16 protein-coding genes, 1 tRNA gene and 1 pseudogene are annotated in these 20,615 nt (G+C 61.1%); 9 read left to right on the plus strand and 9 right to left on the minus strand.

Annotation, left to right across the window (positions count from 1 at the left end; all coding sequences use genetic code 11):
* The first annotated feature begins 35 nt into the window (after nt 1-35).
* Nucleotides 36-1,214: a M24 family metallopeptidase gene (locus I3J13_RS03155; protein WP_196377995.1), complete on the plus strand. Its 1,179-nt coding sequence runs from the start codon at nt 36-38 to the stop codon at nt 1,212-1,214.
* A gap of 79 nt (nt 1,215-1,293) precedes the next feature.
* On the opposite strand, the gene I3J13_RS03160 is transcribed toward I3J13_RS03155, so the two are convergent.
* The 8 genes from I3J13_RS03160 to pxpB all read right to left on the minus strand — a co-directional run bounded on the left by I3J13_RS03160 (nt 1,294) and on the right by pxpB (nt 8,189).
* The gene (locus I3J13_RS03160) at nt 1,294-1,707 is read right to left on the minus strand and encodes a VOC family protein (RefSeq protein WP_004432652.1); all 414 of its coding nucleotides are present in this window, start codon (nt 1,705-1,707) and stop codon (nt 1,294-1,296) included.
* A 47-nt stretch (nt 1,708-1,754) separates the two neighbouring features.
* Nucleotides 1,755-2,921, minus strand: a complete 1,167-nt coding sequence (locus I3J13_RS03165) for a M24 family metallopeptidase (protein WP_196377996.1) — start codon at nt 2,919-2,921, stop codon at nt 1,755-1,757.
* Between the two features lie 100 nt (nt 2,922-3,021).
* Complete coding sequence (locus tag I3J13_RS03170) at nt 3,022-3,660, minus strand: GntR family transcriptional regulator (RefSeq protein ID WP_196377997.1); 639 nt, start codon at nt 3,658-3,660, stop codon at nt 3,022-3,024.
* Nucleotides 3,661-3,672: 12 nt separating this feature from the next.
* A complete protein-coding gene (locus I3J13_RS03175) occupies nt 3,673-4,914 on the minus strand; it encodes a Zn-dependent hydrolase (RefSeq protein ID WP_196377998.1) in 1,242 nt (413 codons plus the stop codon).
* Nucleotides 4,911-5,858, minus strand: a complete 948-nt coding sequence (locus I3J13_RS03180) for a hydroxyacid dehydrogenase (RefSeq protein ID WP_196377999.1) — start codon at nt 5,856-5,858, stop codon at nt 4,911-4,913. The genes I3J13_RS03175 and I3J13_RS03180 overlap by 4 nt, the downstream gene beginning before the upstream one ends.
* On the minus strand, nt 5,855-6,499 hold the full coding sequence (locus I3J13_RS03185; RefSeq protein WP_004432638.1) for a GntR family transcriptional regulator: 645 nt from the start codon (nt 6,497-6,499) through the stop codon (nt 5,855-5,857). The genes I3J13_RS03180 and I3J13_RS03185 overlap by 4 nt, the downstream gene beginning before the upstream one ends.
* A complete protein-coding gene (locus I3J13_RS03190; protein WP_196378000.1) occupies nt 6,496-7,467 on the minus strand; it encodes a 5-oxoprolinase subunit C family protein in 972 nt (323 codons plus the stop codon). The genes I3J13_RS03185 and I3J13_RS03190 overlap by 4 nt, the downstream gene beginning before the upstream one ends.
* On the minus strand, nt 7,464-8,189 hold the full coding sequence (gene pxpB, locus I3J13_RS03195; RefSeq protein WP_196378001.1) for a 5-oxoprolinase subunit PxpB: 726 nt from the start codon (nt 8,187-8,189) through the stop codon (nt 7,464-7,466). The genes I3J13_RS03190 and pxpB overlap by 4 nt, the downstream gene beginning before the upstream one ends.
* A gap of 174 nt (nt 8,190-8,363) precedes the next feature.
* Here pxpB and I3J13_RS03200 point away from each other — a divergent pair, with 174 nt between their 5' ends.
* From I3J13_RS03200 to I3J13_RS03225, 6 genes and pseudogenes are all read left to right on the plus strand, one after another.
* A complete protein-coding gene (locus I3J13_RS03200) occupies nt 8,364-9,137 on the plus strand; it encodes a LamB/YcsF family protein (protein WP_196378002.1) in 774 nt (257 codons plus the stop codon).
* 15 nt (nt 9,138-9,152) lie between these two features.
* Nucleotides 9,153-10,007 carry a D-amino-acid transaminase gene (locus I3J13_RS03205; protein ID WP_196378003.1) on the plus strand — a complete coding sequence of 285 codons (855 nt, stop codon included), beginning with the start codon at nt 9,153-9,155 and terminating at the stop codon, nt 10,005-10,007.
* Between the two features lie 333 nt (nt 10,008-10,340).
* A complete protein-coding gene (locus I3J13_RS03210; RefSeq protein ID WP_080852659.1) occupies nt 10,341-11,321 on the plus strand; it encodes a TRAP transporter substrate-binding protein in 981 nt (326 codons plus the stop codon).
* A gap of 81 nt (nt 11,322-11,402) precedes the next feature.
* The gene (locus I3J13_RS03215; protein WP_196378004.1) at nt 11,403-11,936 is read left to right on the plus strand and encodes a TRAP transporter small permease subunit; all 534 of its coding nucleotides are present in this window, start codon (nt 11,403-11,405) and stop codon (nt 11,934-11,936) included.
* 21 nt (nt 11,937-11,957) lie between these two features.
* A pseudogene (locus tag I3J13_RS03220) lies at nt 11,958-13,241 on the plus strand (TRAP transporter large permease); the annotation flags it as partial.
* A gap of 131 nt (nt 13,242-13,372) precedes the next feature.
* Nucleotides 13,373-14,299 (plus strand): dihydrodipicolinate synthase family protein, encoded by a 927-nt coding sequence (locus tag I3J13_RS03225; RefSeq protein ID WP_196378005.1) that lies wholly within the window; start codon nt 13,373-13,375, stop codon nt 14,297-14,299.
* Between the two features lie 173 nt (nt 14,300-14,472).
* Here I3J13_RS03225 and I3J13_RS03230 read toward each other — a convergent pair.
* Nucleotides 14,473-14,549: transfer RNA gene (locus I3J13_RS03230), tRNA-His, on the minus strand.
* A gap of 316 nt (nt 14,550-14,865) precedes the next feature.
* On the opposite strand from I3J13_RS03230, the gene I3J13_RS03235 reads away from it, so the two are divergent.
* Together I3J13_RS03235 and I3J13_RS03240 are read left to right on the plus strand one after the other, a co-directional pair.
* Nucleotides 14,866-18,639, plus strand: a complete 3,774-nt coding sequence (locus I3J13_RS03235) for an ATP-binding protein (protein ID WP_196378006.1) — start codon at nt 14,866-14,868, stop codon at nt 18,637-18,639.
* A 78-nt stretch (nt 18,640-18,717) separates the two neighbouring features.
* Nucleotides 18,718-20,382 carry an ABC transporter permease gene (locus I3J13_RS03240; RefSeq protein WP_196378007.1) on the plus strand — a complete coding sequence of 555 codons (1,665 nt, stop codon included), beginning with the start codon at nt 18,718-18,720 and terminating at the stop codon, nt 20,380-20,382.
* Nucleotides 20,383-20,615 lie beyond the last annotated feature (233 nt).

Raw genomic sequence — 20,615 nt, forward strand, 5'->3', positions numbered from 1 at the left:
CCCGGCAGAACAGCAGATTGAATGGAGTGGAACGCGTGATCCGGTATTTTACGATTGAGGAATATGAAAGCCGCTGGCAGCGGGTTTTGCGGGAAATGCAGCGCCGTGGCTATGAAACAGCGGTGGTCTTCGGCCGCGGTGGCGGCACCACGGACAATTGCGGCGACATACTCTATCTTTCCAACCACTACGCCATCAGCGGCGGCATGGATTCCCTGATATGGACCGCCCGGTCCTTTTCCGGGATCATTCTACAGCAGGGCCGCGAGCCGCAGCTTCATATCGATGAGCCGGAAGTGCGCACCGATCTCGTCTCTATCCGCGATACGCATTGTTCCAGCCATCCTTTCCGAAGCGTGGCGAAAGCCCTGGTCGAAAGGGGCATCAAAGGGCGTGTCGCAATCGTCGGCACGCAGTTCATCCCCGTCAAATATTACCAGCAATTGCTTCAGGACGCTCCAGACATAGAGTGGGTAGCCGAGGACGATCTGATCCGCTCCGTCCGGCGCATCAAAAGCGTGAAGGAACTGGAGTGCTATCGCGTTGCCGGCGAAGGCGCGACGGCCGGCCTCAACAGGTTGATGGAAGGCCTGACCGGCGGCCTTTCAGAGCAGGAAGCGGCGGGAGAGGCGGCCCGTGAGGTGGTGCGGCGCGGCGGCCGGCTGCAGATGATCGGCTGCAACCATGGCGAAACGTTGGGTTTCGACCAGCGTTTTCCCCTGACCGGCTATAGCGCGGACACACCAAAGCCCGGCGACATCGTCACGGGCACCATCCATGCGGCATTTTTTCAGGGCTATTATCTCGACCCCGGCCGCACCGGAATATGCGGCAAACCGACAGCGGACCAGCGACGGCTAATTGAAGCCGCGGCCAATATCGTTCATCGTCTATCCGACATGATGCGGCCGGGCGTGAAGCTCATCGATATTGCCGCTGAGGGCGACCGTCTGACGCAGGCCTTCGGCGGCTCGGTATCCGCCATCATGAAGAACTTCCCGTTTTATGGTCACAGCATCGGTCTCGGCTTCGAACAGCCGAGAATTTCAACCAGCATGTCGCAGCCTGAAGATATTGCCGAGGAAAACATGGTGTTCGGTATCGAATCCTTCCTTTCGCTCGACGGTGTCGGCGCGGCTTTTTATGAGGATATCATCATCGTCGGGCGCGACGGCAACGAGCTTCTGACCCGTTCGCCCAGCCACTGGTGGTAATGTTTCCGGCAAGGCGACCGCCGGTATGCGGCTCCCGAGTCCGTCGGGGGCGGCCAACCGCCGCCCCTTGTTTTCTATTTTAGTGGGCAAAAACACCGTCGAAATCCTTGAAGCCCTTCACCTCGATCGGATTGCCGCTCGGATCGAAGAAGAACATGGTGCGCTGTTCCCCCGGCTCGCCTTCAAAGCGGACGACCGGCGGGATATCGAAGGCCACGCCAGCATCTTCCAGACGCTTCGAAAGCGCGAACCAGTCATCGAGAGGCAGGACCACACCGAGATGCGGCATCATCACCATGTGATTGCCGACCTTGCCGGTCCGGGTAACCTCGAACGGTTTGCCCAGATGCATCGATATCTGGTGGCCGAAAAAGTCGAAATCCACCCAGGTATCGGTGGAACGGCCTTCCTCGCAACCGAGAACGCCGCCATAGAAGCGACGCGTTTCGTCGAGGTCGGTGACGTGATAGGCAAGGTGAAAAAGTGAACGCATTTCGGACTCCTTTCAATTTTTAAAGGGAAATGGCCGCTATCGGGCCATCAGCGGATGGTCAGGTCACGCGGCAGGCTGGAGAGAGGTTCGGCCCCCGTCTCTGTCACGATGACCGTTTCGGATGCGCCAACCGTCCACACGCCATAGCTGCGCAGGGTGGCTGGCAGGTGGAACACCATGCCGGGTTCGATTATCCTGTCGACGCCGGTAAACAGACTCAACAGCGCACCTTCCCCCCAGTCCGGCGCGAAAGCGGTTCCCATGGAATAACCGATGCGTTTGCGGAAGGCGGCATTGTAACCTGCCGCGTCGATTACACGTTGCGCGGCCTCGTGCGGTTCGGCGCATGAAACACCGGGCCGAATGGCGGCCAGCGCCGCATCGAGGGCTTTCAACGCGCAATCCATCATTCGCCGGGCTTCGGCGGGCGGAGAACCGATCCACACGGTACGCATCAGCGCCGCGTGATAGCGCGCATGGCAGGCGGCGAGTTCCAGAAAAACCGCATCGCCATTCTCAAGCTTGCGGCGTCTCCAGGTCATGTGGGGCAAACCACTGCGCGGCCCGGAAGATACGAGCGGTTCCATGGCCATGACCTCCGAGCCCGCCCTTGTGGCGGCGTCCAGCATGGCGGCGGCTATCGCGTTTTCGTCGGTTCCGGCGGCGCAGGCGGCAATACCGGCCGAAAGGCCCGCCTCGGCGTAACCCGCCGCCAGCCGAATGGCCTCCAGCTCGGCTGCGGACTTTATCGTCCGCAGCGGCGAAAGAATGGAGGAACCGTCCGGGATGGACGCAACACCCATCTGCTCCGCGATTTTTGCGGCAAGTACCGGAGAAACAAACCAGCCGTCCAATTCTATGGCCGGCCGCTCGATATGCCGCTTTTTCAAGAGATCGACCAGGGCGACCGCCGGGTTTCCGCCATCCTGATAGGCGACGACGTCGTCCAGCCAGGTATTGGCGATGGATCCTGCCAGTTCAAGCTGCCGGACGAGAAGCGTCGGCTGTCCATTCACCGGCATGATCAGCGCCTGGAAAGCAAAGTATCCGGCCGTCTGCCGCCCGGTCAGCCAGTAGATGTTTTCAGGACCGGTGACGACGAGCGCTTCATGACCCGCATTGCGGATGGCGGCGCGCGCACGATCTTGCCTCGCGGCGAACTCCTCCCTGGGGAAAGAGGCGTCACACCCCTGCAAATCGGCGAATTCCTGCATGAAACTGTCCATATCGTCGTGCTCGGCTTTTGCATGAGAAGCCTCCAAAAGCGTCTCAAGACCGGAATGAAGAAAGAAAAAGCGCTGGCGGCTGCCGGTTTCAGGGGCGGCTCAGCCACCCCAGAAAACGGCTTTTCACGCTTTCGAAATGCGCCTCCATGGCGGCGGAAGCCCTCTGCGGATCCTGCGCCTCGATGGCGTCGATAACCGCAATATGTTCGCGCGCCTGCTCGGCAAAACGGTCATGCGTGCGGGTGATGGTGCAACGTCGGGCGATGCTGCGCATTTCGGTCAGCATGGCAGGCAAAAGCTCAAGCCCGGCGGCAGCGGCCACGGCCTCGTGAAACTCATCGTCGTCCAGCCAGAACTGATCGAAGGCCACGTTCCTGCCATCCGCATAAGCCTGCATGATTTGCCGCGAATGTTCGAGCGCCTCGGGAAAGGGACGCTCAGCGGCGCGTGCCGCCGCAGCGCTCTCCAGCAAGCGCCGTATCTGCACGATTTCCAGCAGCTGCTCCACCGTGACGGGCCGAACCATCAATGCGCCATTGGCGAGCCGCGAAATCACGCCCTCTTTTTCAAGCCGGGAGATTGCCGCCCTCAGCGGCGTGCGGGAAATGCCGGATTCGAGCGCCAGGGCTCTTTCCGTCAGAACGTCGCCGGCTTTGAACTTCCCCTCCAGAATGCGTTGTTTGACATCCGTATAGGCCTGCTGGGTCAAAGTTTCCTTTTCGCTCATGCTCTCTCCCCTTTACCGAGCCGACCAGGTCTGCTGCAGAATATCAACGGCATGCGCCAGATCGGCCGGATCCATGGCCTCATCCGGGTTATGGCTGCCGTTCCAGTTCCGCAGAAAGACCATCACCGATTCCCATCCCGCCTGGGCAAATGCCGCCGCATCATGCCCGCCGCCCGATAACATCTGCCGGGGCGAGATGCCGGTCCGTTCGGCCGCAGCGGCTATCTGCCGGCCAAGCGCGGAGGACAGACGGGTGGGCTTGCTGCGGGACTGGACGCCGGTGACGACGCGCACGCCCCTTCGTTTTTCGATCTTCTCGATTTCCTGTCGGAAAATTCCATCCGCCCGGTCCAGCACCGCGTCGTCGGCGCTGCGGATATCGATGCAGAAATCCACCCGGCCCGGAACCTTGGCGAAAGCATGTTCACTGCTTGCCGCATCCACCCGGCCGAAGGTAACGGCAAGATCGTGCCCTTCCGCCAGAATTCCTTCCCAGGCCCTGTCCATGGCGACGATGATATCCGCAAGGGCAAAAACGGCATCCGAGCGGGCATCACGCGGCGCGCCACCGGAATGGGCCCAGACCCCTTCAATCCGCGCTTCACGGTAACGCAGGCCGCCGCGCACGCCATCGACGACGCCGAAAGCCTCGCCGGCATTGTCAAGCACCGGCCCCTGCTCGATATGCAATTCCACGAAACGCGCCGGCGGCAGTCCCGGCCCGCGCAGGACGGCGTCCGGGTCGCCCCCGAGTTCCTTCATATGCTCGGCGAGTGTTCTGCCGCTGTCGGCGCGGCGCGCCTGCATTTCCGGCGCCGTGAGCCGGCCAAGCGCCGCACGCGACCCGATATAGGAGACTGGAAACCAGACGCTCTCCTCCGCTCTCGTCACCGTCACGACAATATCTGATGGCGGGGCCTGCCCGCTTTTCACGAATGCGGTGACGAGTGCCATGGCGCCTACCACACCTGCCGTGCCATCATAGGCGCCGCCCATCGGCACGGTATCGAGATGCGAGCCGATATAAAGCGTCGTGGCCTGCCGGTCTCTGCCGGGCAGCCGGGCAAACAGGTTCAGTGCTGCATCCCGCGTAACAGTGAGGCCAAGGGCTTCACATTCTTCGGCAATCACCTGATGCGCTTCGCTTTCCAGCGCACTGTAGGAAGGCCGGGTAAAACCGGGGCCTTCCGCTGAAATGGCATTGATGCGGTCCAGCAGACGGTTGACCGTCTCTGCGATCACGGTTTGCGTCATGCCATTATCTCCTGCGGCGCATTGAGCGCGGTGACCGGGCGTTCGCCCGCAAGCGCCGTCAAAACATGCCTTGCAGAGCCGAGAGCCACGCGGCGAAGCGCTTCCAGCGTCGTGCCGCCGAGATGCGGTGTGAAAATCACCCGGCCGCCGGCGGCCAGAGGTCCGGTCGGAGCGCCAGGCGAATAAACATCCAGCCCGGCTGCGGCTATGCGGCCGGTTTCGATGGCGCGTGCAAGGGCCGCCTCATCCACCAGTCCCGCCCGTGCCGTGTTGATAAGTATCGCGCCCGGTTTCACCGCAGAAATGGCCTGCTCTCCGAACAGACCGCGTGTTTCCGCACGGAGCGGCGTATGCAGGGAAATCAGATCGGCCTGTCTCAGCCCGTCTTCAAGACTGTCAGCCCGTTCGAAGCCATCGAGATCGGCCACCCGCGGCGAATAGACCAGCACCCGCATATCCAGAGCGGCCTTCAGCATCCGGCCAAGCCCGGCGCCAATCGCCCCCCAGCCGACGATAAGCGCCGTCTTGCCGGACAATTCGGAAAAACTCTCCGTCTCGCGAAAGCCATGGACCCCGGCCCTTTCGCTGCGGTCGGCAGCGGGAATACGTCTTGCGGCAGCCAGTGCCAGACCGAGCGCCAGCTCGGAAACCGAGCGGGCATTGGCGCCGGGGGTGTTGCAGACCAGAACGCCCTTCGCCGTCGCCGCTTCCTTGTCGACAGCGTCATGGCCCGTGCCGTGAACGGCGATGACCCGCAGCCTGTCGCCGGCCTCGATGGCCGATGCGGACAGGCCAGCATCGCGCGTGATGACGGCATCGCAACCCTTGATCATTGCGGCCACGGTCGCCATGTCCGGTTTTGCACACAAAACCGGTTCAACCCCCGCCTCACGCAGAAGGGCGAGGCCGTCGGCATGAATAGGCTGGACAATAAGGCATTTCATGCGTCCCTGTTCCTTTCGGGAAATTGTTCCAGTTTCTCAAGAATGGCGTCGCGGGCGTGAACGATATGGCGGGCCATGAGCGAGCCTGCCCGTTCCCCGTCGCCGGCGCGCAGGGCGGCAATCATCTCTAGATGTTCGTCGCAGCTTTTCAGAAAACGATCCGGCACCTGGGCATGGTCGAACATGCAGGTACGGCGTCGCAAATCCTCGATCGTGCTCACCATCATCTCGCTGCCCGTGGAAAGGGCGAGCGTCCGGTGGAAAGCATCGTCCACGCGGCGCTGCTCGTCGTCCTCGCCGGGGCCATGCTGTTGCAAATGCCGTATCCGGGCTTCCAGCTCGCCAAGCTCGGGCCGGGCCATCGCCGCCTGTCTGGCGCAATGGGTCTCCAGCACCTGACGAAGGAAGAAAATCTCTTCGACCTCTTCCGCCTTCAGCCGGCGGATCTTGAGAAACCGTCCTTCCTGCGTGGCAAGACCCTCGGCCTCGATCCGCTTGATCGCCTCACGTACGGGCGTCCGGGACATGTCCAGCAGATCACCCAGTTTCGCTTCCTGCAAAGCGTCACCCGGCGTCAGCGCACCGGACAGGATCATTTCGATGATCTTCCCATAAGCCTGCTTGGCGAGCGGCTGATTCATGATGGCATACCTCCTGAAACATCATCCGTTTCCGGCTTTTCTACCAGATTTGCCAGGCGTTCGCGCAAGGCCGTGCGTTCCGCAATCAGAAGCTCTTCGGCTTTTTCCCGTGAAATGGCCGCGAAAGAGACATGTCGGCCGCTCGGAACCTGCGCAAGCCGGGGCAGATCGACGGTGGCGACCGTTGCGATTTTCGGATAGCCGCCTGTCGTCTGGCGCTCCGCCATCAGCACGATGGGCCGTCCCGACGCCGGGACCTGTATCGATCCCGCGCACGTTCCGTCGGAGACGATATCGTGCCCGCCTTCGGCATGAACGGCGTGTCCGTCCAGCATCTGCGCCATGCGATCCCGGGCGGGAGAAACGATGAAAGAGGCTTTCAGGAAAGCCCGCTGGGTTTCGGCAGAGAAATAGTCGTCCTGTGGGCCGGGAACAATTCGGACGGGACCGCCGGACCGACGCCAGAGTTGCCGGAGCGCCAGATTGACGCCGGGATTATCCCGGCCGAGCGGCAGGCGGTCACCCGCCTGCAAACGACGCCCTTCGTAACCGCCGAGACCCGTTCGCACATGGGTGGCACGCGAACCGAGCACAGGCACGGTATCCACGCCGCCGGAGACGGCGAGATAGCCCCAGACGCAATCGCGCAGGGCGCCGATCGAAAGCACGTCATCGGGCAAAAGAGTATAGCTCTCCCATGGCGACAGCTTTCGTTTGCCGAGGCGGATATCGACGGCGCCTCCGGTCACGGCGATGCGTGCCGGCCGCAAAACGGAAAAGCTGCCCCCGGTGCCGCCAAATTCTATTGCCGCGCTGTTTTCGACATTGCCGACCAGTGCGTTCGCAATACGAAAAGAAGGCATATCCATCGGGCCTGAACCGGAAACACCGGCATGGCTCAATCCCCTGCGGCCGAGATCCTGAACGGTGGCCATCGGCCCTATCTGCTGGATGACGAGAAAACTCATGAAAGCTGCGCCTCCATGACGGGCTGACCGGCGGCGACCGCCCGGTCGAGCTCTGCGGCCTCGTCTTCGCTCACCGGCCGAAAACGGACCCGGTCTCCCGCCTGCAACAGAAACGGCTGCGGGCGATGCGGGTCGAAAAGCCGAAGCGGCGTGCGGCCGATGAAGCGCCATCCGCTTGGTCCCGGCACGGAATTGATGCTTGCCTGCTTGCCGCCAATTCCAATCGCACTTGCCTCGATCCGCTGACGCGGCGTGGCAAGACGCGGCGTATGCAATTGTTCTGGCAGGCCGCCGAGATAGGCAAAACCCGGCGCGAAACCGATCATATAGACACGATATTCAGCGGATGCGTGCAGCTCGATCAGGGCGGCAGGCGTCATTTCCTTCATGTCCGCCAGTTCCTGCAGGTCAAGCCCGACCGATCCGCCATAAACCACAGGAACATCGAAACGTCTGGCCGGAACGCTGTTCACCGTCAGCGCCATCAGGCGCCGGTACAACTCCCGGTCAAGCGCATGGCCGCGAATGACGGATGGGTCATAGATGACCATGAGGGACCGGTAGGTCGGCACCAGTTCCTCGATGCCTTCCACGGGCGTTGCAGCGAGATTTGCCGCAAGCGCGATGATGCGCTCGCTCACCGTTTCATCGATGGTATCGGCGAGTTCAACGGACAGGGCGCTGTCACCACAAGCAAGAATGCGCGGAAATTTGCCGCCCATCGATTACACTCCCTCACGTCCACGCATGCGAATTCGATTCTCCCGCCAATCCTTCCTTGCTATTTCAGTATACCAATTGTATGTCAATGAAAAGATGCAATGAATGCGTGCTGCCTGATATCACGCGTATAAACTGGACGGAACCGGGCAATATCTCGCCCGGAAAGAGGGGCTATGGCGACGATCGATCTGAACTGCGACATGGGAGAAAGCTTCGGGGCCTGGACCATGGGCGAAGACGAAGCGATGATGGAGCTGATTACCACGGCAAACATCGCCTGCGGTTTTCATGCCGGCGATCCGGTTGTCATGCGCGACACCATTCTCGCCGCCAAGGCAAGGGGCATCGCGGTCGGCGCCCACCCGTCTTTCATGGATATTTACGGCTTCGGCCGCCGCCGTATATCCGGCGAACGCCCCGAGGATGTGGAGGCCCAGCTGATCTACCAGATCGCCGCAATGCAGGGCATGGCGGCTGCGCTTTCCTGGCCCATCACCCATGTCAAAACCCATGGGGCGCTGGGCAACATGGCCGCCGTCGATCAAGATCTCGCGCAGGTCTGCATCCGGGCCATCAAGGCGGTGGATCCGTCGCTGGTCTTCATTACGCTGCCCTATTCGGAAACCATGAAGGCCGCCGAAAAAGCGGGGCTGCGCATTGCCTGCGAAGTTTATGCCGACCGCACCTATGACGATGCGGGAATGCTCACCTCCCGGCAGATGCAGGGTGCAGTGATACACGATCCCAACCAGAGTGTGGATCAGGTTCTGTCCATGGTCTGCGACGGCGTAATCCCGACAACGGGCGGAAAAAAACTGCCGGTGGAAGCCGCCACCATCTGCGTTCACGGCGATACGCGCGGCGCCGTGGATATGGCGCGCGCCCTTCGTTCATCGCTCGCCCGACACGGGCTGCAATTTGCTCCTTTCGCCACACCAAACACCTGATCCGGGGACGTTCCATTGACACGCATTGTTTATCTGAACGGCGACTGGCTTGCCGAAGCCGACGCCAAGGTTTCCGTTTTCGACCGCGGCTTTCTGTTCGCGGACGCCATTTATGAAGTCACCGCCGTGATCGGCGGGAAGCTGATCGATTATGCCGGCCACAGCGCCCGCCTTCAGCGCTCGCTCGCCGAACTCGGCTTGACCTGCCCGCTCGAAACGGAGGAACTTCTGGCCGTTCACCGTGAAATCGTTCGCATCAACCACATGGACGAAGGCCTGATCTATCTGCAGATCTCCCGCGGTGTGGCGGATCGCGATTTCGCTTTTCCCGTCAATGCCACCCCGACGATAACCCTGTTCACCCAGGCAAAACCCGTGCTGGACAATCCGCGCACGGAAACCGGCATTGCCATCGCCACCATGCCGGACTGGCGCTGGGAGCGGCGCGACATCAAGACGGTACAACTTCTCTACCCCTCGATGGCCAAGATGGAGGCGCTGAAACGCGGTGCAGACGATGCATGGCTGGTGGAGGATGGTTTCGTGACCGAAGGCAGCGCCGCCAATGCGCATATCGTCAAAAAGGACGGCACGCTGGTCACGCGCGAACTTTCCAACGCACTTCTGCATGGCATCACCCGCGGAAGCATTCTCGATCTTGCGCAGGGCGCCGGAATTGCCGTCGAACAGCGCGCCTTTACGGTGGACGAGGCAAAGGATGCAGCCGAAGCCTTCATCACATCGGCGACAAATTTTGCCATGCCGGTCGTCAAGATCGACGAAGCCATCATCGGTGACGGCAAGCCAGGCCCGGTCTCGAAGACATTGCGTGAGCTTTACATAAAGACCCGCCTCGTATCGGCGATCTGATTTTCAGCCCGCATTCAGCGAGCCGCCGCACCCCCGGCGGCTCCGCGCACTTGGCCCCCTATTCGGCACACAGCGGCAACTCCTTGCCTGCCGATCCGCGCCTTTTCGATAATTTCCCTGAAATGCAATCCACTGACGCCAGCACCGCAAAGGCTGGTGGGCAAGGGAATCCGCTCGAAATCGAACAAAGATTAATCACCTTATTGCGCCGCTCAAAAAACGCCCATATAGTCCCCTTCATTCGGAGTACGTGCTGTATACCGAAAATAACCGCGCCGTCCTGTCGCCAAGGGACAGGGTGAGCCGGAAACAATAAGTGAGGGGATCACAACCATGAAAAACGCAATTCTCGCCGGGCTGGCTTTGACGATTGCCGGCTTTGCAACCTCCGCGACCGCCGAAACGGCCTGGGACATGTCGGTCGTGTGGCCGGAAGGTAATTTTCACACCAAGAACGCGGTAAAATTCGCTGAAACCGTAAAGACCGTCACGAATGGCGAGGTCGCCATCACCGTGCATTCCGGCGGGTCACTTGGCATCAAGGGCCCGGAAGGCATGACCGCCGTGCGCGACGGCATCGTTCCCATCGCCGATATTCTGATGAGCCAGCAGGTGGGTGAAGCACCGGTACTGGGTGTCGAGACGCTGCCATATCTGGCCCCGACGATGCCTGACCTTGCGCTGCTGCACAAATTCTTCCGCCCCAAGATCGAGGAAGTCGCAACCTCGATGAACCAGAAGCTGCTTTACATGGTGCCGTGGCCGGGACAGGCCGTCTATGCGCCGAAACCGATCGAAAAAATTGAAGACGTCAACGGCCTCAAGATCCGCGTCGTCGATGCGAACGGTCATAATTTCTTCCACGCCCTTGGCGCTCTTCCCGTTCAGATGCCATGGGGCGAAGTCGTGCCGTCGCTGGCCGCCGGCACCATCAACGGTGTCACGACCTCCTCTTCGTCCGGTGTCGACGGCGCTTTCTGGGAGTTCATGAAAAACATGAGCACCTTCAACTGGCAGGCATCTTCCAACATCGTCACCGTCAATCTCGATGCCTGGAATGCCCTGTCGCCAGAAAATCAGGCGGCGATCGAACAGGCATCGAAGAAACTCGAAGGCGAATTCTGGCTGGTCAGCCGGGCCGAGGACGAAACCAAACTCGCCACCCTGAAGGAAAAGGGCATTAACGTCACGTCGCCTTCTCCCGAACTCAAGGCCGCCCTCATCGAGCGTGCCAAGCCGTTGTGGGACGATTTTCTCAAGCGCGTGCCCGATGCCGCGCCCTATGTCGAAGCCTATCTGAAGGCGCGCAACTGACTTTCTCCCGTCGGAAATGAAAGGGCAGCCGGCGATCCCGGCCGGCTGTCCGCCTCCTTCTGCGCACTCCGGAGAAACATCATGAGAAATCCAGCCAGTCCCGCATTCGCTGCCATCATAACGCCGATCGACCGGTTGACGGAGGCTGCAAACGTGCTTGCAGCCCTGTCTCTCCTCGGCATTTTCATTCTCATCGCCTGCGAAATCCTTCTCAGAAACCTTGCCGGCTACTCGCTGCCATTCGCCTGGGATGTCGCCGCTTACCTGATGGCCACGAGCTTCATGCTCGCTGGCGCCAGCGCGCTGAAATCCGGTTCGCATGTCCGCGTCACCGCAATAGGCGAGACGCTTTCTTCAACCGGCGCAAGGCGGCTGGATATGGTGGCATGCCTTGTCGGCCTTGTTATCTGCATTGCCCTTTCGGTCGCATTGACGGACATGGCCGTCCTGTCCGCGCTGCGCGGTTCAACCTCCTCGTCGGTCATCCGCATTCCGCTCGTCTATCCGCAGAGCGCGCTCGCAATCGGCGCGATCATCCTGAATTTGCAGATGCTGGCGCAGTTTCTGCGGCTTCTTCGCGGCGAAACACTTTCAACCGGCCCGGGACTGGAATAAATCATGGGAAAGATCACCTTCAGCCTGCTCGGCCTGATGACGCTCATTCTGGGTACGGGGGTCTGGATCGGCCTTGGCCTCGTCGGCACCGGGGCAGCGCTTGCAGCACTCTATCGCCCCGCTTTGCCGCTTTTCAAGCTGCTGGCCCAGCAAACCTGGAACACGCTGGTTTCGCCGGAAATGCTGGCCCTGCCGCTCTTCATCTTCATGGCGGAAATCCTGTTCCGAACGAAGATTTCAGAGGCGCTGTTCTCCGGCCTCGCCCCGTGGCTTCGGCATGTGCCCGGCCGGCTTGCCCATATCACCGTTCTCGGCTGCACGCTCTTTGCCTCCGTCTGCGGCTCATCCGCGGCCACCACGGCAACGGTCGGGCGCATCACCGCAAAGGAGCTTATTTCGCGCGGTTATAACCGCGACCTCATCACCGGCAGCCTTGCGGGGGCGGGAACGCTGGGCTTTCTCATCCCGCCATCGACGATCATGATCATCTATGGGGTCATGGCGGAGGAATCGATCCTGAAGCTGTTCATGGCGGGCATCCTGCCGGGCCTGCTGATGGCCGCATCCTATATGGGCTATATCGGCATTCGGGCGCTGATGAACCCGGCCCTTGTCGGTGAGGCCCTTGCGCCCACCACCTTCATCGAAAAGCTGGTGGCGTTGAAGGATCTGGGACCGCTGCTGCTGCTCATCATCGGCGTGGTGGGCTCGATGTATGGCGGGATCGCCTCGCCGACGGAAGCAGCCGCGGTCGGCGTCGGCGGCGCAATCCTTATCGGCGCGTTTCAGAAGACGCTGAACCTTTCGAACCTCATGCAGGCGGCGAAACAGGCGGCCGATTCCTGCGCCATGATCGGCCTCATCATGGTCGGCGCGATGTTCCTGTCGACCGTCATCGGTTATCTCGGCATGCCGCGCTATATCGCCGGCATCATCGAGGGCTGGGGCCTTTCGCCATTCATGCTCATCATCGTGCTCCTGATCTTCTACATCATCCTCGGCACGGTGATGGAAGGGCTGGGCTGCATCGTCATGACGCTGCCGATCACCCTGCCGCTGGTCATGGCGGCCGGTTACAGCAAGGTCTGGTTCGGCATATTCATCGTCATCGTGGTCGAGATGGCGCAGGTCTCGCCGCCCGTCGGTTTCAATCTCACCGTCATCCAGCGCCTGACCGGCGACAGCATGGCCCGCATTACCCGGGCGACCATGCCGTTCTTCTTCATCATGTGCGCCTTTGTCCTGCTCATCGCCGTCTTCCCGGAAATCGTTTCGATCGTTCCGGATATGCTGGCCAATAACTGACGCAAACGGTTTGCCGGCTAAAGCGCTCCCATGCGCAGGGCCGGCATCCCCCAGACCCGGCTCCGCTGCGGTCAATTCCACGGGTTGGAACAGAACCCTTGCAACACAGGCGGCTCAAATAGGAACATGTCATGTCGCTCATAAATTCCAGTACCAAGGGTGTGTTCGTCATTGCCTGCACACCGTTTGCCGAAGACGGTTCGCTCGATGGCGAAAGCATCGGCCGCATGGTCGACTTCTATTATGAAAAAGGCGCGGACGGGCTGACGATCCTCGGCATGATGGGGGAAGCACCCAAGCTCACCCAGGCGGAATCGATCGAAGTCACGAAGCTGACGCTGAAGCGTTCCGAAGGAAAACCCGTGGTGGTTGGCGTCTCCGCACCCGGCCTTGCCGCCATCGGCGAACTGACCAAGGCAGCCATGGATCTGGGTGCCGCCGGCGTCATGGTCGCTCCGCCAGCCGCGCTGCGTACCGATGAGCAGATCGTCGCCTATTACCGCAACGTCGTCGAGACTGTCGGCGCCGACGTGCCTGTGGTGCTGCAGGACTTCCCGCTCTCAACCAGCGTTCAGATAAGCGCAAAAACGCTGGGCGTCATCTTCGAGGCCCATCCGAGTATCGTCATGCTTAAGCATGAGGATTGGCCGGGTCTGCAAAAGATCACCGACCTGCGCGAAGCGGAGGCCAAAGGCCGTCGCCGCACCTCCATTCTGTGCGGCAATGCCGGTGTTTTCCTGACCGAGGAAATGCAGCGCGGCGCCGATGGCGCCATGACCGGTTTCGCCTATCCGGAAATGATGGTGGATGTCGTCCGTCTCAGCAATGAAGGAAGATACGAAGCCGCGCAGGACTTGTTCGATACCTATCTGCCGCTGATGCGCTATGAACAGCAGCCCGGTCTCGGCCTTGCCGTGCGAAAACATGTTCTGGCAAAACGCGGCGCCATCGCCAGCGCGACCCAGCGCCGCCCAGGCGCACCGCTGAGCGCGCTCGCCGTGAAAGAAGTCGAGACGCTGATCGAACGGCAGATGCGTCGATTGGACTTTTTGCGTTGACGGAGATGAATTCACTGCCGTTATGACGGACCCGATCAGCGAGGCAATGCGGAAACGGCATCTCTGCTCGCTTCGCGACGAGCCCAACGAAGCTCATGGACAACAGATCTATAGGGGAAACTCCCCTCTCCCGGTAAGTCACTGTGACAAATAGACTTATCGGGAGAGGGGAATGGTACGGTTGAGTGGGGTCGAACCACCGACCTCAGGTGCCACAAACCTGCGCTCTAACCAACTGAGCTACAACCGCACATGAAACGCCGAAGCGGCGTCACGGGGGGTGACATAAAAGGTGTTTTCCCCATTTGCAAGTGCCTCTTCGAATTTTGCGAAAAAAGGCTGAGAAAGGCAAGTGCTTTTCAATGGGCCGGGCTGACATAAAGAGGCCGCAGCGGCCTGTTGATGTTAACTCTATTTGGCGATTCATCCGGCGGATGGTGGACCGGACCGCGCTGTGAAGTTATTTAAAATTCTGTTAACGTGATGCCTCGGCGGGTTTACGTTTAGAGCTTCATGAGGAAGCCGAAAAGCCCGCAAGGTCCGGTAGTGCCAGAATAGGTTTCGACATGCCCGCCGTCCAGTATCCCTTTATCGATATCGCAGTGCATGAACGGGTGCGTGAAGGTTTCGGGCGCGGCGCGGCCATGGCGTTGTTCTCGCTCGACCTTAAAAACGCCCTTTGGGCCAATGGCCGGGGCGCGGCGCTGTTCGGCACGCCGATGGTCTATGATTTTCTGGAACAGGGCCCGAAACCGCAGGACGTGACCTTCCGGCAACTGGCGGCCACGGCGGCGCGGCTTTCCAAAGCGGGCGACAGCCTGTCGTTTACCATTCGCATCACGTCGGGTTTCCGCAGCCTTGCCGTTACGGCGCGCGCGGAAATCATCGAGGCCGAACCCGGCCAGCCCGCCATCCTGTTTTCCGCCCTCACCGACCAAGCCGCACCCGACACGGCGGAATGCGCCCGGCGCATGATCGAAGGTTTCGACGACCCCGATATCCATATGGCGGTTCTGAACGGCGAGAACGAGATCGTCGCCGCCTCGCCCGGCTTTTCGTCGCTCGGCATCACGCCGCATACCGCACGGACACTGGTGAAAATGGCAGCCGGACAGTCCGGCCATCTCGTCAAGCGGCCGGTGCCGACCGGCAAGGGTTATCTGCCCGCCGCCACCGGCCAGATCGCGGCATCGCCCGAACTGAACCTGATGTTCGTGGTCGAAACCGCGCTGGGCACACTCGATCCCGTCAACGGTTTCGCAGAAGACAGGCCGCAGGAAACGCCAGCCGTCGCCGAGCCCGCCCTGCCGGTTGCGGAGGTCGCGCCTGTTGCCGCTGCAACCTCCTTCGATTCCGTGCTCGATGCCGTCGCTGGCATCGAGGATGTGGAAGAGGTGCAGGAACTGCCGGCCGATCCCGAAGAGGAAGTGGCCGCGCAGCAGGATGAGAACAGCCTTCTGTCATTGCCGGAAAACGGAGCGGAGACCCCGGCGGCGCTTTCCGCCCAGGACGCCGACGCGGCTGCGCATGTGGCGATGACCGACGACATCGCCGATCTTTTCGAACTCGATGAGGATGAAGCAGAAGCTCCCTTAACCGAGCGGGCAATCGCCGATGCCCATGCCGAAGAGACCCGGGCCGAAGAAAACGCAGTCGCGGACGATGAAATCGTCGAAACCGCGCCGTCAGACGCTGCTCCTGCGGCGGATGAGGAGATAACGGCGGAGGCGGAGACCGAAGAGACGGACATCGGCGCTGGCGCAGAAGCGCAGCCTTTTGTTTTCAATGCCGGTGCGCGCGCTTCCCGTTTCGTCTGGAAAATCGATGCGGAAGGGCGCTTCAGTTCGATCTCGCATGAATTTGCAGAGGCTGTGGGCGCCAAGGCGGCTGCCGTGGAAGGCATGGGCTTTGCCGATGTCGCGGCCCTGTTCAATCTCGATCCCGACGGCAAGATCCGCGAGCTGCTCGGCCGTCGCGACACATGGTCGGGCAAGACGATCTATTGGCCGGTGGAAGGCACATCGCTGATGGTGCCGATCGATCTTGCCGCCCTGCCCACCTATACGCGCTCACGCGAATTCGACGGCTTCCGCGGTTTCGGCATCGTGCGGCTTGCCGATGCCGCCGAAGACCCATATGCCACGGGCCTGACCTTCCTCAACGGCGAAGAGGCCGATCCGGCGGAAGCCCTGCCGCAGCCCACCATCGAGGATGAAAGCCACGAATTGCTGGCCTTTATCGATGAAGATGGCGAGGCAGGTGAAGATTCCGGCTCAATCGGTGAAGATGAGGTCCCGGTAGCGGAGGCCGATGCGGCAGATGATGCATCGGACCTGGTTTCGGCAGAAGAACAGCACCATGATTATACCCCGCCGGAATTCGAAGCCCCGGTTGCGACGCCCGCGCTGGAGCCGGCCTATTCCGACAAGGTCGTCCATCTGGAGGAGCGCCGCTCGCGCTCCCGCGAGGGGCTGACCGCAGGCGAGCAGGCCGCCTTCCGCGAAATCGGCCGGGCCCTGGCGCCGGCGGATGCTGCTTCCGAAGAAGACCGGGAAACGGATGCGGAAGCCATTTCCGCTGAGCCGACCATGCAGGATATTCAGCAGGATATCGATGCGGATGCTTCGGAAAGTGCGCCCTCCGATACGGAAAATGACGACAAGAAAACCGAACCGGCGGAGGAAGACGATCTTTTCGCCGATTATGTTCGTGGTGAGCAGCCTGCGGCCATTCGCGCAGCGGCGGATGAAAGCGGTTCCGACGAAAAGCATGAGCCTGCGGCTGCCGATATTGCCGCCGCCATGGTCAGCCCGTACGTTCGCCCCGCGAATGCCTTGACGGCCGAGACGCTGGACCAGATGCCCGTGGCGCTTCTGGTGCATGCCGGCGACAGGCTGATCCACGCCAACCCGGATTTCCTGCGATTGACGGGCTATGGCTCTCTCGCCGAACTCGAAGAGGTGGGCGGCCTGGAAGCGCTGCTGCAGCGGCAGGAGCTGGAGGACATGCCGGACAACGAAGGCGGCATGGTGGTCGTCAGCTCTGACAACGACATCATTCCCGTCAAGGCGCGGCTGCAATCCATCCGCTGGGAAGAAACCAAGGCGCTGATGCTGTCCTTGGTGCCGCTTGAGGAAAAGCAGACGCCGGTTGCGGCCGCCAACGAAAATAGTGCTGCCGGCGATGCCGAAAATGCGGAAGCAGGCAGCCTCTCCCTGTTGCAGGGCGAGGTGGAGGAGCTGCATTCCATTCTGGAAACGGCCACCGACGGCGTGGTGCTTCTGGGAGACGACGGCGAAATCCGCTCGCTCAACCGTTCCGCCAGCGCGCTGTTCAACTATGACAATGGTGAAATCGCCGGCAAGCCTTTCGTCACCCTCTTTGCCCATGAGAGCCAGCGCGCCGTGCTGGACTATCTCTCCGGCCTTGCCAATAACGGTGTCGCCAGCGTGCTGAACGACGGCCGCGAAGTGATCGGCCGCGAAGCATCCGGCGGCTTCCTGCCGCTGTTCATGACCATCGGCCGGCTAAAATCCTCGCATGGCTATTGCGCCGTGATCCGCGACATTACCCAGTGGAAGCGCACCGAAGAAGAACTGCGCAACGCCAAGCGGGCAGCGGAAACCGCCAATGCCCACAAGACCGATTTCCTGGCGCGCGTCAGCCATGAAATCCGCACGCCGCTCAATGCCATCATCGGCTTTGCCGACATGATGGCGACCGAACGTTTCGGACCGATCGGCCATCCGCGTTATGTGGAATATGCCAATGATATCGGCCGTTCCGGCCGGCATGTGCTCGACATCGTCAACGATCTGCTCGATATTTCCAAGATCGAGGCCGGGCAGATGGATGTGGATTTCGTCGCCGTGCCGCTCAACGAAACGGTGGCTGAGGCGGTCTCGCTGGTGCAGCCGCAGGCCAACAACCAGCGCGTCATCATCCGCACCGCACTTGCGCAATCCGTGCCGCAGATCGTCGCCGACCTGCGCTCGATCAAGCAGATCGTGCTGAACATCCTGTCGAACGCCATCCGTTTCACGCCCTCCGGCGGCCAGATCGTGGTGTCCACCGCCTATGAGGCCAATGGCAGCGTGTCGCTGCGCATTCGCGACACCGGCATCGGCATGACACGGGCGGAACTGGAACAGGCCATGAAGCCGTTCCGGCAGGTGGCCTCCTCCGGCAAGCGCGTGCGCGGCGACGGCACCGGGCTCGGCCTGCCGCTGACCAAGGCCATGGTGGACGCCAACCGGGCGAATTTCTCCATCACCTCCACGCCGAATGAAGGCACGTTGGTGGAAATCACCTTTCCGTCGCAGCGGGTTCTTGCCAACTGAGGCCATGCGGGCGTAGCAATGCGGAAGCCGCCGGCACAATGGTCGCCGGTTGAGGCCTTTGCACGACAGTAGACTGGCATGTCCATGACGGTTTCCCTTCCGGCAACAAGACGCTTCTCGGTGTTGCCCATCACGGCGGTCATCGTCGCGGCCATTGCCGCCATGCCCATTCTGGCAATTTTCTGGCTGGCGCTCACCGGCAGCACGGAAGGATGGCAGCATCTTCTCGCCAATGTCCTGCCGCGCGCCGGGTTTCGCACCTTCCTGCTCTTGGGGATGACGGCCGCGACGACGGCTTTCTTCGGCATCGTCTGCGCCTGGCTTGTCACCACATTCGAATTTCCGCTGCGGCGGTTATTGTCCGCGGCGCTCGTCCTGCCGCTTGCCATCCCCTCCTATCTCGCCGCCTATGCGTTCGGCGAGTTTCTCGACTTTACCGGCCCGGTGCAAAGCGCGTTGCGCGCCGCTTTCGGTTATCACAGCATCCGCGATTACTGGTTTCCGGACATACGCTCGCTCGGCGGTGCGGTGGTGGTTCTGAGTTCGGTACTCTATCCTTACGTTTATCTCTCGGCCCGCGCCGCCTTTTCCATGCAGGGGCGGTTTGCGGCCGAAGCGGCCCGCACGCTTGGCGCAAAACCGCTGAACGTGTTCTTCTCCGTGCAATTGCCGATGGCCCGGCCGGCCATCGCCATCGGGCTTTCTCTGGTCCTGATGGAAACGCTGAACGATATCGGCGCGGTCGAGTATCTCGGCGTCCAGACGCTGACCTTCACCATTTACGAAACCTGGCTCAATCGCGGTAATCTCGCCAATGCGACGCAGATCGCCGCCGTCATTCTCGTCATCGTCGGTGCGCTGATCGTCATCGAACGCAATGCCCGGGAAAAACAGCGCTTCGGCGCGCCGAAAGCGACAAGCATGGCGCAGCGCCACCGGCTGAAGGCGCTCAACGGCTGGCGGCGCTGGGGCGCGAGCCTCTTCTGCTTCGTTCCCGTGGCGAGCGGTTTTTTCATTCCCGTCATCGTGCTGGGCGGTTACGCCGCCAGGAGGCTCGATGCGCTGTTTGCGCCGAAGCTTCTGAAAGCGCTCGGACACAGTCTCGAAGTCTCGCTTTCCGCCGCCTTCGTGACGCTGATAGCCGCTTTCGTGTTTTCCTATGCCATCCGCACAGAGCGCTCGCGTACCTCTAAGGTAGCCGCCCGCTTCGGTTCCATGGGATATGGCGTGCCGGGAACCGTGCTCGCCATCGGGGTGCTCATTCCACTGGCCAGTCTCGACAATGGCGTCGATGGCTTCATCCGCGCACATTTCGGCTTTTCCACCGGGCTGCTGCTCTCCGGCACCGCCTTCGCCATCATTTACGCCCACGCCGTGCGCTTCATGACCATGGCGGAAGGCACGCTCGATGCCGGTTTTCAGAAGCTTTCGCCGCATATCGACATGGCCTCGCGGACGCTTGGGCGCAACCGGGCGCAGACGCTGTTCAAGGTGCTGTTGCCCAACATGCGGCCCGCGGCGCTGACCGCCTTTCTGCTCGTCCTGATCGAATCCATGAAGGAACTTCCGGCCACGATCCTGCTCCGGCCCTTCGGTTTCAACACGCTGGCCACGCTGGTTTATGAGGATGCGTCGCGCTCAAGGGTGCAGGATGCGGCCGTGCCGGCGATCATCATCATCATTGCCGGGCTTATTCCCGTGCTGCTCGTCTCGAAATCGATGGATCATCCGGAAAACCGCTGAATGGCGCGGGCCTTTGCGGCAAAAAGAAAGGCGGCCTTGCGGCCGCCTGGATGAGTTGTGCTTTTCAACGAGAGAAAGGGGGACAATCTCGCCAGATGGAAATTATCAGTCCCGGCTATCAAAAATTTGACGGCCCTGCGTTGGGTTTACTTTCCGCCAACTCCTATTAACAAGCGGTTAAAACCAAAATCGATCAATTACCGACGAAAATTCCTATTCTGAGACCGTAAAGC

Source organism: Agrobacterium leguminum, assembly GCF_015704895.1.
Taxonomy (GTDB): domain Bacteria; phylum Pseudomonadota; class Alphaproteobacteria; order Rhizobiales; family Rhizobiaceae; genus Agrobacterium; species Agrobacterium leguminum.

Excerpts from the sequence above, each read along its gene's own strand:
- I3J13_RS03240 (WP_196378007.1), top strand. The coding sequence starts at position 18,718 with ATGTCCATGACGGTTTCCCTTCCGGCAACAAGACGCTTCTCGGTGTTG.
- I3J13_RS03215 (WP_196378004.1), top strand. The coding sequence starts at position 11,403 with ATGAGAAATCCAGCCAGTCCCGCATTCGCTGCCATCATAACGCCGATC.
- I3J13_RS03190 (WP_196378000.1), bottom strand. The coding sequence starts at position 7,467 with ATGAGTTTTCTCGTCATCCAGCAGATAGGGCCGATGGCCACCGTTCAG.
- I3J13_RS03160 (WP_004432652.1), bottom strand. The coding sequence starts at position 1,707 with ATGCGTTCACTTTTTCACCTTGCCTATCACGTCACCGACCTCGACGAA.
- I3J13_RS03200 (WP_196378002.1), top strand. The coding sequence starts at position 8,364 with ATGGCGACGATCGATCTGAACTGCGACATGGGAGAAAGCTTCGGGGCC.
- I3J13_RS03225 (WP_196378005.1), top strand. The coding sequence starts at position 13,373 with ATGTCGCTCATAAATTCCAGTACCAAGGGTGTGTTCGTCATTGCCTGC.
- I3J13_RS03175 (WP_196377998.1), bottom strand. The coding sequence starts at position 4,914 with ATGACGCAAACCGTGATCGCAGAGACGGTCAACCGTCTGCTGGACCGC.
- I3J13_RS03210 (WP_080852659.1), top strand. The coding sequence starts at position 10,341 with ATGAAAAACGCAATTCTCGCCGGGCTGGCTTTGACGATTGCCGGCTTT.
- I3J13_RS03165 (WP_196377996.1), bottom strand. The coding sequence starts at position 2,921 with ATGCAGGAATTCGCCGATTTGCAGGGGTGTGACGCCTCTTTCCCCAGG.
- pxpB (WP_196378001.1), bottom strand. The coding sequence starts at position 8,189 with ATGGGCGGCAAATTTCCGCGCATTCTTGCTTGTGGTGACAGCGCCCTG.
- I3J13_RS03185 (WP_004432638.1), bottom strand. The coding sequence starts at position 6,499 with ATGAATCAGCCGCTCGCCAAGCAGGCTTATGGGAAGATCATCGAAATG.
- I3J13_RS03170 (WP_196377997.1), bottom strand. The coding sequence starts at position 3,660 with ATGAGCGAAAAGGAAACTTTGACCCAGCAGGCCTATACGGATGTCAAA.
- I3J13_RS03235 (WP_196378006.1), top strand. The coding sequence starts at position 14,866 with ATGCCCGCCGTCCAGTATCCCTTTATCGATATCGCAGTGCATGAACGG.
- I3J13_RS03180 (WP_196377999.1), bottom strand. The coding sequence starts at position 5,858 with ATGAAATGCCTTATTGTCCAGCCTATTCATGCCGACGGCCTCGCCCTT.